The following is a 16,726-nucleotide window of genomic DNA, read 5'->3' as shown; positions in this document are numbered from 1 at the left end:
CACTACACGGTCGAGAGCTGCTGAATCGTCGTTGCGCCGCCCGGCGTGGGCGTCGTGGTGATGAAGTTCGAGTCGTAGCCCAGCGATTCGACGACGCTGCGGATCTCGCGGAACTGCTCGACGCTGACGTCGGGCGTGCGCTTGAGCACGAATCCGGACGTGCGGGTGGGGCTTCCGACGAACGCCCACGAGTAGTCGTCGGCGATGTAGGCCACGATGTAGTTGGTCGGCCCTTCCTGGCTTTCCTGCGTGGGAACTCCCGGGAAGCTCACGTGCAGTTGGGCTTTGGTGACCGTGTCGTTGACCCGAGCGTTGCCGACGATGCGGTTCTCCTGGCCCGTCCAGGTGGTGCACGTGTTCTCGACGCGAATGTTGGATTCGTCGATCATCTGGTAGTTCGCCTGGGTGTCGCGGGCGCAGATCAAGTTGAACGGCTGCGGCACCGCGGCAACCTGGTTCCAAGTGCCCAGGTAACGCTCGACATCGAGTGACGGGATCGGAGCCAGCGGTTCGAGGCCGACCGATCCCAGCGGGCCGACCGGCTGCGCCTGCGCCGGGGCAGCGGCGAGCAGGGCACCTGCGGCGAACACTCCGGCAATTGCGGTGCGTCCCAGTGCGGTACGGATGTTCATCTATTCGCTCCTTGTGTTGCGGTTGTGGTTGCGGTCTCGCTGGAATCGATTCTGTTCGGCCACCAGATTCTCGGGCCGATGAGGGTGAACAGGGCGGGGATGACGACGGTGCGCACCACGAAGGTATCGAGCAGAATGCCGAGACCGACGATGATGCCCAGCTGGGTGAGTGTGATGAGCGGCAGGACGCCGAGTACGCAGAATACGGCTGCCAGGACGATTCCCGCACTGGTGATGACTCCGCCGGTGGCCGACACCGCCCGCACGATGGCAGCCCTGGTGCCGTGCCGCGGCGTTTCCTCGCGGGTACGCGTGACCAGGAAGATCGTGTAGTCCACTCCCAGGGCAACGAGGAACAGGAACGCGAACAGCGGGGTGTTGTCGTCGAGCGCAGGGAATCCGAAGATGTGCAGGCTCACCCAGCTACCGATACCGATGGCGGCCACTGCACTCAATACCGTTGTCGCGACCAGGATCAGCGGTGCGACCACCGCTCGTAGCAGTATCAGAAGTACGGCGAGCACCACCGCGAGGATCGCGGGAATCACCACCAGACGGTCACGAGCGGCGGCGTCGGTGGTGTCGAGTGCCTTGGCGTCACTGCCGCCTACTCGAGCGTCGTCCACCCCGGCGAGTGCAGAGCGGAGGCTTTCGACCACGGTGAACGACGCGTCGGACGCGGGAGCTGCATCGGTGACTACGGACAGGCGGGTCAGTCCGGTATCGGAATCGGCGACACGATCGACCGACACGACCCCGTCCGTGCCCTCGGCGATGCCTGTTACCTCATCGATGCTCGTGGTGGGCGCGAGAATTGTCGTCGGATCGGCCGAGCCGGCCGGAAAGTGTTGCGAGAGAGTGTCGAATCCTTCGACGGATTCGGCGGTGACACGGAACTGTTCGGTTTGCGAGAGTCCGATCCGAGCGCCGAACAGTGCTGCACAGCACGCCAGTAGCGCGACGATGGTGACCGAGGCCGTTGCCACCGGCCGCCGCGAGACACCTGCTGCGATCGAATGCCACACGCCTTCGGTGGTGGTGTCGCGATCCGATTGCTTGGGGACGAACGGCCAGAACAGCTTCGGGCCGCACAGCGCCAGCAGTGGCGGCAGCACGAACAGGACGAACACCGCTGCGACGACCAGTCCGGCTGCGGCCAGCGCTCCCAGACTGCGGGTGCTCGGCAGTATTGCCAACAGGAGGGTGAGCAGAGCGAGCACCACGGTGGCATTGCTGGCGATGATCGCGGGTCCGGCTTGCCGGACGGCCTGACGAAGGGCGAGGCGGTGGTCGGACTCGTGACGCAATTCCTCGCGGTACCGGGAGATCAGCAGCAGCGCATAGTTGGTGCCGGCACCGAACACCAGCACGCTGGTGATTCCCGAGGTCGAACCGTCGAACGAGAGGCCGGTGACCTCGGCCAGGGCCGTGCCGACGGTAGTGGCGAACCGGTCTGCGAAACCGATGACCGCCAGCGGCACCAACCACAGGATCGGTGATCGGTACGTGACGATGAGAAGGACAGCCACCACGAGCGCGGTGACGGCGAGCAGAGTGAAATTGGCTCCGGAGAACGAGTTCGCGATGTCGGCACCGAAGGCAGGTCCGCCGGTGACCTGCGCGCGCAGGTCCGGTGCGAGGCCGTCGGTCGCGGCGGACCGCAGCTCGGTGATCAGTTCGTTCAGCGTGAAGCCCGACAGCTGGGAGTCGACCTGAACGAGCGCGATCGCGGCCTTGCCGTCGGGTGCCACGATCGGAGGGGGTCCCGGCGCGTCGGGCACGGAACGGTCGACGGCGAGCAGTCGGGTCTGTGCGGCCGCAGCGGCCTCGATATCGGCCGGGGTCAGGTCTGTGCCGTCGGTACGGCTCAGAACCAGGATCACGGGGGCGGTATCGGAGTCCGGAAACTCGGCCAGAAGCTGGTCCACCTGGTAGGACTCGGCGGAGGTCGGCAGCGAATTCGGTGACTGGCCGGCCGAATCGTTGCTTCCGACGAGCCCCATGACGGCGGCCGACAGTACGAGGATCGCGAGCGCAATCGCCCATGATCGACGGTGCGTCACCGCTGCGGCGATGCGATCCCACGCGGCGTTGTTCTCGGTTCGTGTGCTGTCCACGCTCAAAACAATCTCATTTACTTAGATATTAAGCAACTGAACCTGTTGCGGGCAGTAGTCTGACGATGACCGCGGCGAAGGAGTTACCACCGACATGACCGACCGAAACCACCTCGAATCCGCAATATCCGCGGATCTCCGAGCGCTTTCTTCGGTCTCCGAGCAGATCGGTCAGGTTTTCGGGGCCCTGCACAGCCTGCGGCCCAACGACTTTCGTGCCCTGCTGCATGTGATGGTCGCGGACGTGGAGGGCGCACCGCTCACTGCAGGTGAACTCGGCACGATGTTGGGGCTCTCGTCTGCGGCGATGACCTACCTCGTCGAGCGCATGATCGCTTCGGGTCACATACGACGCGAATCGGACGCATCCGACAGACGCAAAGTGATTCTGCGGTACGACGAGCACGGGATGGAGGTCGCTCGCGGCTTCTTCGGACCCCTCGGAATGCGGACCAGCGCCGCACTGGCAGACCTTCCCGATGCCGATCTGGCCGCCGCGCATCGGGTGTTCGAATCGCTCATCGGTGCCATGCGTGAACACCACGCCGACCTGGGTAACAGCAGTCGAGCGTAGGGCGCGTGCCCGGGTGCGATGTTCGAACCGCTGGTGGGCGGCCTGCTCGAGCCGATGCTGGACTCCGAGCCTGCGAGTGCCGTAAGGTTGGCCGAGGTTGAGCTAACAGCCGGTCACGGGGAAACGCAGCGAAGTCGGCGTCCGGGTCAGGCATTATTCTGCTCCCGCTGCGTCAATCGGTTTCCCCCTCAGTTCGACCGATCGATGGGATCTGCCATGAGTGTTGAATCTTCAGGCAACAAAGTTCGAATCACCCCGGTGACTGTCGCGGAGAAGTCCGTGTCCGTCGCAGCAACCGGAGCAATCTTCACCGCGCACGACGGCCCCGACGGCTCGCTCGTCGTCGCCGTCCACGGCGACATCGACATGCGCAGCGCGCCGATGTTTTCCGATTTCGTCTGCAGCCGCGTGTCCAGCAAACGGCACGTCACCCTCGACCTGTCCGATGTCGATTTCTTCGGCATCGCCGGTCTCACAGTTTTCGACGCAGTCCGCGGCTACACGGCCGGTATCGGTGCGTCCTGGTCGGTCGTCGCAGGACGATCGGTCTCGCGTCTGCTCCGGGTAGCAGACCTCGAGGCCACTGTTCCGACGTCTCGTCCGTCGAGCGACTAGAAGTACTCCGGCGATAATCGCCGCGACAAGAGGTGGGCAGCTCCTGTACAGGGGCTGCCCACTGTTGGTTCTGCCCTCGATTGCACAACCTCGATTCACAGAACGGACGACCCTGACCGACGGCATGGCCGAGGCGCAGGATCGTCCGAATGTGTTCAAGCCCAGGCGAACTAGTCTTTGGTTCCTTCTGAGTCGCTGAAGAACGCCCATTCGCCGTCGTGCTCCACTTCCAGTCGCCAGCCCAACTCTTCGTTGTCTGCGCGGCTGTCCTTGAACCAGGCGTGCGCATCCTCGGAACTGGAAATGTCCTTGGTGTCGACGACGGTTCCGTGCGGATCGATAACTCTGTAGTTTGCCATGACGTCGGGATGCCCCGATGCCGCGCAACCTAATCCACGTGTGTGGCGATCGAGTACTTCGGCGAACCCTCTACTTGCGCGAGATCAACGATCGCGCGAAGAACATCAGGTTGGCCGGGCGCTCGGCCAACCTGCGCATGAAGTAGCCGTACCACTGCTCTCCGTACGGCACGTACACCCGAACGCGTCGATCGGCGTCGACGAGCCGCACTTGCTCCTGATCGCGGATGCCGTAGAGCATCTGGAACTCGAAATCCTCGGACGACCTGCCCGCGGCCGACGCGAATGTCTCGGCAGCCTCGATCATCTCCGGGTCGTGCGAGGCGACCATCGGATAGCCGCGGCCGTCCATCAGGATCTTCAGGCACCGGAGGTAGGAGTCGGACACCTCCCGTGCACCCTGAAACGCGACCGACGACGGTTCGTTGTACGCGCCCTTGCACAGTCGGATTCGAGATCTCGGCCCCGACAATTCCGCGCAGTCCGCTTCGGTTCGCCTCAGGTACGCCTGCAACACCGTGCCCAGATCGGGAAAATCGACGCGGAGTTCACGCACGATCGACAGTGTCGAATCGGTGGTCGTGTGGTCCTCGGCATCGACCGTCACCCATACTCCGGCTGCTTCGGCCGCGAGGCAGATCCTCCTCGCGTTCTCGAGTGCGAGATCTCGATCGATTCCTTGACCGAGTGCCGAGAGTTTGAGCGAGACCTCCAGCGCGTTGGTGTTGCTCCGCCGGGACGAAAAGCGCTCTATCAGAGACAGATAAGACTCGACGGTCGCGTTCGCCTGGGCTCGGTCGGTGGTGTCCTCGCCGAGATAGTCCACGGACACGAACCGACCCGAGGCCAGCAGGGAGTCCACAGCGGTGACGGCCGCGGGCTCCGATTCCCCCGCCACGAAGCGGTCGACGAGAGCGCGGGTGGCGCGCATTCGCGTCACCGTCGCCTGCAGTTTGGGCGATCGTGCGGCCGCCAGCAGCGCAGGCCGGAGGGGATTGTTCAGCAGGGTGGTCATCGCGTGCCCTCACCTTCCTGATGTGGGTAGCCGTGGGTGGTCGGCGGGACGAACGTTTCCTTCACGGTGCGGGCCGAGGTCCAGCGCAGCAGGTTCTGCGGTGAGCCGGCTTTGTCGTTCGTTCCCGAGGCCCGGGCCCCGCCGAACGGTTGCTGGCCCACCACCGCACCGGTCGGCTTGTCGTTGACGTAGAAGTTCCCGGCTGCGAATCTCAGTGCGGCATGGGCCTGTTCGACGGCAATGCGGTCGGTGGCGATGACCGCACCGGTCAGTGCGTACTTCGATCCGGTGTCGACGGTGCGCAGAGTGTCGGCGTAGGCATCGGGCTTGCTGTCGTCGTAGACGTGCACGGCCAGGATCGGCCCGAAGTACTCGGTGGTGAAGGCCTCGTCGGTCGGGTCGTCGCCGAGGAGAACGGTGGGGGAGACGAAGTAGCCCTCGGAATCGTCGCAGGTTCCACCGGCGGCGATGGTCAGGCTGGGCACGGATTTCGCTCGATCGAGTGCAGCTGCGTTGCGGTCGAACGCCTTTCGGTCGATGACGGCCCCGCCGTAGCTCGAAAGGTCGGTCACGTCGCCGTACTTCAACGCCGACACTTGTTCGATGAACGTCTCGCCCATCGTTGCCCACAACGATTTCGGAACGAAGGCCCGAGACGCGGCCGAGCACTTCTGTCCCTGGAAGTCGAAGGCGCCACGAATCATGGCCGTGGTCAACACGTCCGGATCAGCGGAGCTGTGCGCGACGATGAAGTCCTTGCCGCCGGTCTCGCCGACCAGCCGGGGGTACGAGTGGTAGTTCGAGATGTTGTTTCCCACCTCGCGCCACAGCGTTTGGAACGTCGCGGTGGATCCGGTGAAGTGGATGCCCGCCAGTCGTGGATCGGCAAGGGCCACTTCGGACACCATCGGTCCGTCGCCCAGGACCAGGTTGATCACACCCGGTGGCAGACCGGCGGCTTCGAGGAGCTGCAGCGTCAGGTATGCGGCCACGGCCTGGGTGGGGGAGGGCTTCCACAGCACGGTATTGCCCATCAGCGCGGGCGCGGTGGGCAGGTTGCCCGCAATGGCGGTGAAATTGAACGGGGTGATGGCATAAACGAAGCCTTCGAGCGGCCGGTATTCGACGCGATTCCACACTCCCGGTGCCGATACCGGCTGCTCGGCGAGTATCTGCCGGGCGAAGGTCACGTTGAATCGCCAGAAGTCGATCAACTCGCACGGTGCGTCTATCTCGGCCTGGTAGGCCGACTTGGACTGGCCGAGCATCGTTGCAGCAGCTATCTTTTCGCGCCATGGCCCGGACAGTAGATCGGCTGCTCGCAGGAAGACGGCGGCGCGCTCGTCGAACGGGAGATCGCGCCACATCGGGGCTGCAGCACTGGCGGCATCGATGGCGTCGCGAACATCCTGATGGCCGGCACCGGTGAAGCTGCCGATGATCGACGCATGCCGGTGGGGTTCGACGACATTCTCGACAGCGCCGTCGGCAACACGATGAACACCGCCGATGACCTGGTGGATCTCGACGGGCGATGTCCGGAGCTCGGTCAGGTGGGTCCGTAGGCGGGCACGTTCGGCGCTCCCCGGCGCGTAGGTGTTGACCGGCTCGTTGGTGGGGGTGGGAACTGATGTGACGGCGTCCATAGCTGCTCCTCGTCTTCGCTGTGTGGTGGCCATTGAAGTCCGATTCCGGGGCCGTTCAATCAGCTCATCGGCCAAAGAATCTGTGGTGTACTTGTCCGTATGGCCAATGCCGTGTCGCTGCGATCGCTACTGACATCTCTGCACAGCGCTGTCGTCGAACTCGTGGTCGCGCCCGCAGGGATCGACATGACCGTCGAGTCCGTTGCGTTGCTCGACGCCGACGACCTGCGTCTGCCGCCGGGGGCGTCCGCCGATCTGACGCTGTTGGTGGGGGTGACCGAGGCCGACGTGGTGCGGTGGTTCGACGATCTTGCTCTGCGTGCCGCCGCCGACAGGCCGCGTGCGGTGTTGACCAAGGTGGCCGACTCGGCTGCCCTGACCCATGGTGCGCGCGAGACCGGTATCGCCTTGGTTGCCGTACACCGACAGACGCGCTGGGAGCTGCTGTTGTCGATGACGCGAGGAGTTCTCGACCAGGTGCGGTCGCACAGTCCGGACGACGGGACATTCGGAGCCGACACCGATCTGTACGAACTCGCGCAGACGGTGGCGTCGCTGACGAAGGGCATGGTGAGCATCGAGGACGAGCGCTCACACGTGTTGGCGTATTCGGCATCGGACGACGCGGCCGACGAGTTGAGAACGCTGTCGATCCTCGGGCGCGAAGGCCCGGCCGACTACCTACGCGGGCTGCACGAGCGTGGTGTGTTCGATCGCCTCCGGCGCACCGACGACGTCATCGACGTACCCGCCGATCACGAACTCGGAATTCGACGACGCCTCGCCGTGGGGATACGCCGAATATCCGGTAGCCCGACAACTCTCGGAACCATCTGGGTGCAGGAGGGTGCCATTCCGCTCGCCGACGAGGCCGACGGTGTGCTCCGGGGAGCTTCGGCTGTCGCGGCACGGTTGATCACTCGCATCGCGAACGCCCCGACCAACGAGACTCTGCAGATCCAACGACTGCTCGGGGCCAGAGGCGGCGGAGTGGACGTCCCGTCGCTGGCATCTGCGCTGTCGATCCCCGCCACCGGATCGTCGGCGGTCGTCGGATTCGCGTCGTGCGGAGAATTCGACACAGGCGCACTGGCACCGGCGATCAGGTTGCACGCCAGCGCCTTTCGACGCGATTCTCTGGTCACCACTATCGGCGAGAGAATCTACGCACTGTTTCCAGGGGTGGCGTCGGGCACGGGGATTTCGGGGTGGGCCGCCGACGCCGTGGGGCGCATCGAGAGGCGAACCTCGCTGGCCTTGCGCGCGGCGGTGGCGGCACCGATTGCCGACCTCGAAGCGGTGGCCGTCGCCAGATTCGAGGTGGATCGGGTGCTCGACGGCACCACCGGCGAGGTTCGCGTCACCACGCTCGAAGAATCGAGAACCTCGGTGCTGCTGGGAGAAATCCTCGAACTGATCGGCAATCACGAACAACTCCGGGACCCGCGTCTTGCCGAGCTCGACCGATACGACGCATCCAACGACTCCCGGATGCGCGAGAGCCTCGAAACGTACCTGACATGCTTCGGTGACGTTCGGTCCGCGGCCGATCGCCTGCACGTCCACCCGAACACCCTGCGCTACCGCGTCCGCCGCATCGAGCAGATCCTGGATCTCGATCTGGCCGATTCCGATGCGCGTCTGTTGGTGGAAATACAGCTGCGTATGTGAGTGAGAGGATGCGGAGTGATACTGCGGGACAACGAGTTCGATTCAGGGGCGGATGGACGTCGGGAACCCGGTCCACTGTAATTGCCGTGGCAGGTGGCTCATATCGTTGAACATCACGACGCTCGGCGGTAGTCCTGTCCGGTATTCGATAACGGTCAGTGCGGTGTTTGCGCTGTCGATGCCGAGCCACCGAACGGGTGGCGCGTCGAGAGCGTGCCGGATGAACCACGCAATCGGGTACGCGTGGGTGACGAGAAGCTCGTGAGTGTCGTTCCTCGACTCGGCTGAATCGGGCGTCGACGCGAAGCGCTCGATCATGTCCTCGGCGGTCTGTGCACCGCGCGACGCGTCGTCGTCGTTCCAGCCGTCGAAGAACGGGATCCAGGACGGGGGTGTCTCGTTCGGCGGCGGCACGTAGGGGACGTTGTCGACGAGTTCGTCGGATTCGATGACGGGGGGCCGAGACCGGCGACGTCTCACGATCTCCTGGACTGTGTCCACCGCACGTGGCAGTGGGGAATGCCAGACGACGTCGAGCGGGATGCGTCCGAGGCGCTCACCGAGGAGACCGGCTTGTTCGCGACCGACATCGGTGAGTCTTCCGAAGGCGTCGGCGTCGCCGTGACGAGCCAAGTACACGTATCGAGTTGTCATGTGGTGGTGATCGTTCCTTTCTGTCCGTCGATTCGGACGATGTCGTTGTCGCGCAATCGATCCGTTGCGTTCGCAACTCCGAGGACCGCCGGGATTCGCAATTCGCGGGCGACGATCGCGGCATGGGACAGTACGCCCCCTGTTTCGGTCACAACGCCCTTCGCTGCTCGCAGCAGAGGTGTCCAGGCGGGATCGGTGTAAGGGCACACCAGGATGTCGCCGCGACGTACTCGGACGAAGTCGCTCGGGCCACGGACAATTCGTGCGGTTCCCGTCGCGTGTCCGTCGCTGCCCGGTGTGCCGGTGAGAATTGTGGAGGAATCCGATCGTCCATCGGCAGTGGTGGTATGGGTCATCGTGTGGTGACTCGGTAGCGCAGCTGTGATCGGCCTGGCTTGCAGAATCCAGATTCGACCTTCTGCGATGGACCATTCGATGTCCTGCGGTCCGCCGAGACGGGCGGCGATCTCTCCTCCGAGTCGGGTGAGCCGAAACGCGGTCTGGTCGTCGAGTGTCGACCTGGTGCGGTCCGAAGACGCGACGTCGCTGGTGATCAATGTCGTCCGGCGGCGATCGGTTCGAATTCCTTTGTCCGCGATGGTCGAAGCGATGGTCCCGTCATCACCGATGCGATACCGGTCGGGGGTGACAGTTCCGCCGACGACCGACAGACCGAGTCCCCACGAAGCCTCGATCTCGGTGACTCCGCCCGGTGTCGACGGGGTGAACATGACGCCTGAGACGTCGGCGTCGACGAGCCGTTGGACGATGACCGCCATTGCGCCGTGCCGAGGCGAGGCTGCCCGGCTTCGGGATAGATTGTCGCGGTAGCCGACGGCGCGCTCGGAGTCCAAAGACGTCCAGCAAGACTGCACCGCGTTCATGATCGGGTCGATGCCCTGCACCCCCAGGATGCTGTCGTGCTGGCCCGCAGCCGATGCCGCCGAACCGTCCTCGCTGTCGGCCGATGAACGCACCGCCAGAGGGGCATCGCCGAATCCTTCGAGCCAGTGCGCGATGTCGTTGCGCAACGACATCGTCACTCCGGGGCGATCGCTTGTCGCTGCCCGGTACGTATGGAACGGAACCACAACGCCGTCCGGCACAGGGTAATTCGCCCGAAGGAGGATTCCCAGTGCATGCGCTTTCCCTCCGCAGCTGGAGAACGTTGCATCTCCGATTTTCACGAGCATCTCGACTACCCTTCAACAAAATGTTGACAGCTTTGTCTCGATATTGCAGGCTTCGATCATGGAACGCAAGCGCGAAGTCGCGACATCGTCGCATCGAGTACACGTGGAAGCCGAGCGCGAACAGCAGGCGACCAAGCACCTGCTGGGTCTCGGTGCGGGCGATCTGGACGCCCGGCCTTGGCGTCCTGTGCCTGCGCCGCCGACTGCGGTCGACCTGGCGAACTTCGCTCTCTGGCGCTCGGCCGAGCTCGCCCCGGACGCCGTCATCAGCGCCCTGACCCTTCTGCCCGCCGCCCGAGCGGAAGTCGAGGGCCTCGAATCGGGTCTGCTGTTCGCTGCCCGCAGCGCCGGTCTGACGTGGGCGCAGATCGCAGAAGCAATGGGATTCAACTCGAAGCAAGCGTGTCAGCAGTACTACAGTCGACTCACTGCACGCGATGCTGCCGATTCATGACCGCCACTTCGTCTTCCGAGCTTCTGGTCTTGCATTCTGTCCGCATACTCGGGTTCGCCGACACCAGTGTGATTGCACATCGTTCCGGTGTCGACACCGCGCAGGCGGAAGAACTCCTCCTCGACGCGCAGGCGTGCGGATGGATCCAACGCGGCGAGTTCGCGGACCTGTGTGGTTGGTCGCTGACGGAGTTGGGGCGGACGGCGAACGAACACCAACTTCGCGAGGAGCGCGAGGCGACGGGCCGGACCGACGTGGTGCGGAGCGTCTACCGGAGCTTCCTGCCGCTGAACGGACGGCTGTTGCGAGCATCTACCGATTGGCAGCTGCGGCCCACGGACACGAACAGACTCACCGTCAACGACCATAGCGACCTGGGATGGGATCAGAGGATCCTCGACGAGTTGGCCTCCATCGGCGATGCTCTGAGTCCGCTTGTCGGCCAACTGAGTTCGGTTCTCGCGCGATTTGCCGGTTACGACAGTCGATTCGGTGCGGCATCGAGACTCGCGCGCGCCGGGGAACATGGTTGGGTCGACCGCACCGATGTCGACTCGTGCCACAAGGTCTGGTTCGAGCTACACGAAGACCTCATTGCGACACTCGGGATGGATCGCCGATCGGAAGCAGGCATCGACGACAGCTATTGATCCGTATGTGCATGCGGGGGACCGGTGCTGGACCTGATCACCAGACTCGGCTCGATACTCGAGCGTCGCGTGCTTCGGTTTCCTGTATCGATCTGGTCCAGCAGTATTTCGACGCTTCGGACGCCCACCTCGCTGAATTCCTGGCGGATCGTCGTCAACGGCGGGGAGAAGAACTCCGCGTCGGGAACGTCGTCGAATCCGATCACGCTGACGTCCTGCGGTACTCGTTTGCCCTGTACCTCGAGCGCCCGAAGTATCCCGAGCGCCATGGCGTCGTTGGCGGCGAATACTGCGGTCACGCCTGCGGTTCGGGCCAGATCGCTTCCGGCGGAGAACCCCGATTTCGCAGTCCAATCTCCGCTGAGGGTGGGAGGCGGTTCGATGCCGGCATCCTCGTGGGCCAACCGCCATCCGGTCACGCGGTCGGCGGCCTCGTACCATCCGAGCGGTCCTGCAACGTGCCACACCGCACTGTGCCCGAGGTCGAGCAGATGTGCGGTTGCAGCCCGCGCTCCGGCAATCTGATCGACCGAGACCACTGCCAGATCGCCTGCGGGAGAACCTTCGACGGCCACCAGCGGAAGTTCGCGGGCCAACTCGGCAATGTCGCCGCCATCGGTTCGCAGTGGTGCGATGACAACGACGCCGTCCACGCCCTGCTTCTGCAACCGGCGGACACAGGTGATGATCGCCGACTCGTCGAACGACGTGGGAACGCCGACCACGACGGAGTAGCCTGCCTGTCTCGCGGCGGATTCGATGCTGTAGAGCGTCGACACCGGGCCGTAGAGAGCGTTACCGGTTCCGACGATTCCGATGGTGCTACTGCGACCGGTCACCAGAGCGCGAGCGGCAGTGTTGGGGCGATAGCCGAGCTCCGAGATCGCTTGATGCACCCTGGTTCTCGTTGCCTCGGTCACGTTGGGGTGACCGTTGATGACGCGAGAGACGGTCTGATGCGACACCCCGGCGAGCCGGGCGACATCGGTCATGGCCGGTCCGCGGGTGGGTGTCATCTTTGCGCAGCTCCTCTGGCGTCGTGGAGGACAATCACAGCACGTCCGGTCTCGCACCGCTCGAGACCGTGCCGATCACGTCGTCTTCGTCATCGACGCCGACGTCGGTGGTGCGGTCTCCCCCGGTTGGCCGGGGGAGAACATCTCGGCCGGCACGGGGACGCCCAGATAACTGGTGGGTGACTTGGCCAAGTCACCCTTGTTGCCCTTACCGCTGGCCGCCCGGCGCTTGGTCCAGATGTCGAAGGCCACCGCGGCGAGAAGTACCAAGCCCTTGACCAGCTGTACCCGCTCGCTGGGCGAGCCGATGAGCGACATTCCGCTGTTGATCACGGCGATGATCAGCCCGCCGGTGAGCGCGCCGACGATGCGGCCCACGCCGCCTTGCACTGCTGCGCCACCGATGAATGCCGCCGCGATGGCGTCGAGCTCGAAGCCGTTGCCTGCGGTGGGGCCCGCCTGATTGAGTCGACCGGCGAAGATGATTCCGGCCAGGGCCGAGAGCACGCCCATGTTGACGAAGATCCAGAACGTCACCGGCTTGACCTTGATGCCGGACAGCGACGCGGCATGGATGTTTCCGCCGATGGCGTAGACGTGCCGACCGAACACCGTCTTACCCGCGAGGGTGGAGTAACCCATCACCAGGACTGCCAGGAGGATGAGCACGTACGGCAGGTTCTTGAAGCGAGCCAGCTGCACCGCGATGGCGAGTACGAGAACGGCGGCGAACGCCATCTTGGTCAGGAACAGCGGAAAGGCGTCCACGGTCTGGCCGTACTTCTGCCGACCCGTTCGAGAACGCCACTGGCTGAACACGATTCCGGCAACGGCCAGGATTGCGACGAGCAACGTGAAGATGTCTGCCCCGCCCAGTGGTCCGAGTCCCACATTGCCCATGAAACCGGGTAGGAAGCCGTTGGACAGTGTGCGTACCGGTCCGGGGAACGGCCCGATGCCCTGGTTGCCGAGAACGATGAGAGTAACGGCGCGGAAGACGAGCATGCCTGCGAGGGTGACGATGAACGCAGGAATACCGAAGTACGCGACCCAGTAGCCCTGCCAGGCACCGATCAGGCCGCCGACGATCAACGTGATCAACACCGCCAGTGGCCACGGCACGTTCTGTTGAACCATGAGGACACCGGCAATGGCGCCGGTGGCCGCAACGACCGATCCGACGGACAGGTCGATATGGCCGGCGATGATGATGACGACCATGCCGATGGCCAGAATGAGAATGTACGAGTTCTGCACCACCATGTTGCTGATGTTCTGCGGCACCAGAAGCTGACCGCCCGTCAGCACTGTGAAGAGCACGATGATCAGCGCGAAGGCGATGAAGATTCCGCTCTGGCGGAGGTTGCGCGTGAGCAACCCCCGCACGGTCGACAGCTGATTCATCGAAGTACTCCTGTTCCACGGGTCATGAGATGCATGAGCGATTCCTGGGTCGCGTCCTCGCGAGTGACCTCACCGGTGATGTGGCCCGCGGACAGTGCGTAGATCCGATCGCACAGCCCGAGCAGCTCCGGGAGCTCGGAGGAGATCACCAGCACTGCCTTTCCGGCGTCGGCGAGATCGTTGATGATCGAATAGATTTCGAACTTCGCGCCGACGTCGATTCCTCGGGTCGGTTCATCGAGAATGAGCACATCCGGATCACTGAAGATCCATTTGCTCAGCACGACTTTCTGCTGATTGCCACCGGAGAGTTTTCCGACCACGGCGGAGACGTTCGGTGCCTTGATGTTCATGCTCTTGCGGAAGCCCTCGGCGACTTTGTATTCCTGGTTGTCGTCGACGAAGCCTCCCGTCACCAGTTTGTCCAGCGCCGCGGTGGAGATGTTGCGCTTTATGTCGTCGATCAGGTTGAGCCCGTACCGTTTCCGGTCCTCGGTGGCGTAGGCGATGCCGTGATGGATGGCATCGTTGACGGACTTGACGTGAATTTCCTTGCCGTACTTGTAGAGCCGCCCCGAGATGTCGATCCCGTAGCTTCGGCCGAAGACGCTCATGGCCAATTCGGTGCGCCCGGCACCCATCAACCCGGCGAGACCGACGATCTCACCGCGCCGCAGTGTGAGGTTCGCCTTGTCGACGACGGTTCGGCCCTGCTGGGTCGGACTGTGCACGGTCCAGTCCTCGATGCGCAGAACTTCCTCTCCCACAGTCGATTCGTGGGGCGGAAACCGGTGCTCGAGATCGCGGCCGACCATCAGCGAGATGATGCGATCCTCGGTGACGTCGGGGTCTCGCATGTCCAGCGTCTTGATGGTCTTGCCGTCCCGAATGATCGTGGTCCGGTCGGCAATGGCCGCGATCTCGTTGAGCTTGTGCGAGATGATCACGCACGTGATGCCCTCGTCCCGTAGACCGCGCAACAGATCCAGCAGGTGTGCGGAGTCGGAATCGTTGAGTGCCGCAGTGGGTTCGTCGAGAATCAGCAGGGTTACGTCCTTGGACAGTGCCTTGGCGATCTCGACGAGTTGCTGCTTGCCGACACCGAGGTCGCTCACGACACTGACGGGGTTCTCCCGCAGCCCTACCCGGTTCAGCAGGGCTGCGGCCTCGGAGTTGGTTCGGTTCCAGTCGATGAACCCGCGCTTGGACCGCTCGTTTCCGAGAAAGATGTTCTCGGCGATGGAGAGATGCGGACTCAGTGCGAGTTCCTGATGGATGATGACGATGCCCTCGGCTTCGCTGCTTCGGATGTCGGAGAACGTGCACTCTCGACCGTCGAACACGATGTCGCCGTCGAACGTGTCGTGTGGATACACACCCGACAACACCTTCATGAGCGTCGACTTGCCTGCTCCGTTCTCACCGCAGATCGCGTGGATTTCCCCGCGATTCACCGAGAGAGTGACATCCTGCAGCGCCTTGACGCCGGGAAATGTTTTGGTGATGCCGCGCATCTCCAGAATCGGGCTCGTCATCGCCGAACTCACTTCAACTGATCCTCGGTGTAGTAGCCACCCTCGACGAGCAGCTTCTCGTAGTTGTCCTTGTAGACGATCTCGGGCTGCAGCAGGTACGCGGGAACGACCTTGTCGCCGTTGTCGTAATCGGTGGTGTTGTTGGTCTCGGGAGTCTGACCGTTGAGCATCGCCTGAGCCATCTGGATGGTGACCTCGGCCAGTTGGCGGGTGTCCTTGTAGATCGTGGAGTACTGCTCGTCGGCGATGATGGACTTCACGGACGGCACCTCGGCGTCCTGGCCGGTGACGATCGGGTAGGGCTGACCTGCCGTGCCGTATCCGTTGCTCTTGAGTGCGGAAAGGATGCCGATGGACAGGCCGTCGTACGGTGAGAGCACGCCCTGAACCTTCTGGCCCGAGGAGTACGTCTTGGTGAGCAGGTCCTCCATACGCTTCTGGGCGGTGGCCGGATCCCAGCGCAGTGTCGCAGCCGTCTCGAAATCGGACTCGCCACTGCCGATCTTCAGAGTTCCCTTGTCCAGGTACGGCTTCAGGGTTTCCATGGCACCGTCGAAGAAGAAGGTGGCGTTGTTGTCGTCCGGCGAACCGGCGAAGACCTCGATGTTCAACGGGCCTGCGGGCGCGTCGGCCTTGTCGGTGCCGTCCTCGTTCTTCAGACCGAGACCGACGAGAAGAGACGTGGCCTGGTCGACGCCGACCTTGTAGTTGTCGAATGTCGCGTAGTAGTCGACATTGGGCGAGTTACGGATGAGGCGGTCGTAGGCGATGACGCCGATGCCGTTGTCCTTGGCTTCTTGCAGCTGGGTGGTGATGGCGGTGCCGTCCACGGAAGCCACGATGAGAAGCTTTGCGCCCTGGGTGATCTGGTTCTCGATCTGATTCACCTGAGTGGGAATGTCGTTCTCGGCGTACTGGAGATCGACTTTGTAGCCCTGACCTTCGAGTGCGCTCTTGAGGTTGTCGCCGTCGGCGATCCAGCGAGCGGAGGACTTCGTCGGCATCGTGACGCCGATCAGGGCTCCGGCGGTGCTGCCGCCTTCGGCCGGAGCCTCGTCTGCGGTCTTGGTGCTCGACCCACACGCGCCGAGCGTGAGGGTGAGGGCCACCGCGGCCGTAGCCATGGATAGCTTTCGAAACTTCATCGTTTCTCCCTGTGTTGTGAGGTAGACCGTGAAGCGGAGGCCGTCG

At 63.7% G+C, this 16,726-nt stretch carries 16 protein-coding genes; 5 read left to right on the top strand and 11 right to left on the bottom strand.

Going from position 1 to position 16,726, the window contains the following annotated elements; all coding sequences use genetic code 11:
• Positions 1 to 2 precede the first annotated feature (2 nt).
• Positions 3 to 632, bottom strand: a complete 630-nt coding sequence (locus O4220_RS04310) for a lipocalin family protein (RefSeq protein WP_269602378.1) — start codon at positions 630 to 632, stop codon at positions 3 to 5.
• Positions 629 to 2,695: an MMPL family transporter gene (locus O4220_RS04305; protein WP_269602968.1), complete on the bottom strand. Its 2,067-nt coding sequence runs from the start codon at positions 2,693 to 2,695 to the stop codon at positions 629 to 631. Before O4220_RS04305 ends, O4220_RS04310 begins: the two co-directional genes overlap by 4 nt.
• Before the next feature lie 148 nt (positions 2,696 to 2,843).
• Here O4220_RS04305 and O4220_RS04300 point away from each other — a divergent pair, with 148 nt between their 5' ends.
• On the top strand, positions 2,844 to 3,323 hold the full coding sequence (locus O4220_RS04300; protein WP_037154039.1) for a MarR family winged helix-turn-helix transcriptional regulator: 480 nt from the start codon (positions 2,844 to 2,846) through the stop codon (positions 3,321 to 3,323).
• A 216-nt stretch (positions 3,324 to 3,539) separates the two neighbouring features.
• A complete protein-coding gene (locus O4220_RS04295; RefSeq protein WP_269602376.1) occupies positions 3,540 to 3,938 on the top strand; it encodes an STAS domain-containing protein in 399 nt (132 codons plus the stop codon).
• Positions 3,939 to 4,108: 170 nt separating this feature from the next.
• Here the strand turns inward: O4220_RS04295 and O4220_RS04290 are convergent, their stop codons facing one another.
• The 3 genes from O4220_RS04290 to pruA all read right to left on the bottom strand — a co-directional run bounded on the left by O4220_RS04290 (position 4,109) and on the right by pruA (position 6,958).
• Positions 4,109 to 4,297 carry a hypothetical protein gene (locus tag O4220_RS04290; RefSeq protein WP_032405716.1) on the bottom strand — a complete coding sequence of 63 codons (189 nt, stop codon included), beginning with the start codon at positions 4,295 to 4,297 and terminating at the stop codon, positions 4,109 to 4,111.
• 70 nt (positions 4,298 to 4,367) lie between these two features.
• Positions 4,368 to 5,312, bottom strand: coding sequence for a proline dehydrogenase family protein (locus tag O4220_RS04285; RefSeq protein ID WP_269602375.1), 945 nt, complete (start codon positions 5,310 to 5,312; stop codon positions 4,368 to 4,370).
• The gene (gene pruA, locus O4220_RS04280) at positions 5,309 to 6,958 is read right to left on the bottom strand and encodes an L-glutamate gamma-semialdehyde dehydrogenase (protein WP_269602374.1); all 1,650 of its coding nucleotides are present in this window, start codon (positions 6,956 to 6,958) and stop codon (positions 5,309 to 5,311) included. Before pruA ends, O4220_RS04285 begins: the two co-directional genes overlap by 4 nt.
• A gap of 99 nt (positions 6,959 to 7,057) precedes the next feature.
• Here pruA and O4220_RS04275 point away from each other — a divergent pair, with 99 nt between their 5' ends.
• Positions 7,058 to 8,629, top strand: a complete 1,572-nt coding sequence (locus O4220_RS04275; RefSeq protein WP_269602373.1) for a PucR family transcriptional regulator — start codon at positions 7,058 to 7,060, stop codon at positions 8,627 to 8,629.
• A gap of 42 nt (positions 8,630 to 8,671) precedes the next feature.
• On the opposite strand, the gene O4220_RS04270 is transcribed toward O4220_RS04275, so the two are convergent.
• Both O4220_RS04270 and O4220_RS04265 read right to left on the bottom strand, forming a co-directional pair.
• A complete protein-coding gene (locus O4220_RS04270; RefSeq protein WP_269602372.1) occupies positions 8,672 to 9,283 on the bottom strand; it encodes a histidine phosphatase family protein in 612 nt (203 codons plus the stop codon).
• Positions 9,280 to 10,476 (bottom strand): PEP/pyruvate-binding domain-containing protein, encoded by a 1,197-nt coding sequence (locus O4220_RS04265; protein ID WP_269602371.1) that lies wholly within the window; start codon positions 10,474 to 10,476, stop codon positions 9,280 to 9,282. The genes O4220_RS04270 and O4220_RS04265 overlap by 4 nt, the downstream gene beginning before the upstream one ends.
• 58 nt (positions 10,477 to 10,534) lie before the next feature.
• Between O4220_RS04265 and O4220_RS04260 the strand changes: the two genes are divergently transcribed.
• Both O4220_RS04260 and O4220_RS04255 read left to right on the top strand, forming a co-directional pair.
• Positions 10,535 to 10,930, top strand: a complete 396-nt coding sequence (locus tag O4220_RS04260) for a hypothetical protein (RefSeq protein ID WP_269602370.1) — start codon at positions 10,535 to 10,537, stop codon at positions 10,928 to 10,930.
• Positions 10,927 to 11,580: a hypothetical protein gene (locus tag O4220_RS04255; RefSeq protein WP_269602368.1), complete on the top strand. Its 654-nt coding sequence runs from the start codon at positions 10,927 to 10,929 to the stop codon at positions 11,578 to 11,580. The genes O4220_RS04260 and O4220_RS04255 overlap by 4 nt, the downstream gene beginning before the upstream one ends.
• Here O4220_RS04255 and O4220_RS04250 read toward each other — a convergent pair.
• The 4 genes from O4220_RS04250 to chvE all read right to left on the bottom strand — a co-directional run bounded on the left by O4220_RS04250 (position 11,574) and on the right by chvE (position 16,680).
• Positions 11,574 to 12,596 carry a LacI family DNA-binding transcriptional regulator gene (locus O4220_RS04250; protein ID WP_269602367.1) on the bottom strand — a complete coding sequence of 341 codons (1,023 nt, stop codon included), beginning with the start codon at positions 12,594 to 12,596 and terminating at the stop codon, positions 11,574 to 11,576. The genes O4220_RS04255 and O4220_RS04250 overlap by 7 nt on opposite strands.
• Positions 12,597 to 12,671: 75 nt before the next feature.
• A complete protein-coding gene (gene mmsB / locus O4220_RS04245; protein WP_269602366.1) occupies positions 12,672 to 14,000 on the bottom strand; it encodes a multiple monosaccharide ABC transporter permease in 1,329 nt (442 codons plus the stop codon).
• Positions 13,997 to 15,535, bottom strand: a complete 1,539-nt coding sequence (gene mmsA / locus O4220_RS04240) for a multiple monosaccharide ABC transporter ATP-binding protein (RefSeq protein WP_269602365.1) — start codon at positions 15,533 to 15,535, stop codon at positions 13,997 to 13,999. Before mmsA ends, mmsB begins: the two co-directional genes overlap by 4 nt.
• 8 nt (positions 15,536 to 15,543) lie before the next feature.
• Positions 15,544 to 16,680: a multiple monosaccharide ABC transporter substrate-binding protein gene (gene chvE / locus O4220_RS04235; protein WP_032376324.1), complete on the bottom strand. Its 1,137-nt coding sequence runs from the start codon at positions 16,678 to 16,680 to the stop codon at positions 15,544 to 15,546.
• Positions 16,681 to 16,726: the final 46 nt, after the last annotated feature.

Source organism: Rhodococcus ruber, from assembly GCF_027270735.1.
Classification (GTDB): Bacteria; Actinomycetota; Actinomycetes; order Mycobacteriales; family Mycobacteriaceae; genus Rhodococcoides; species Rhodococcoides rubrum_A.
This window is presented reverse-complemented; position numbering and strand designations above follow the sequence as displayed.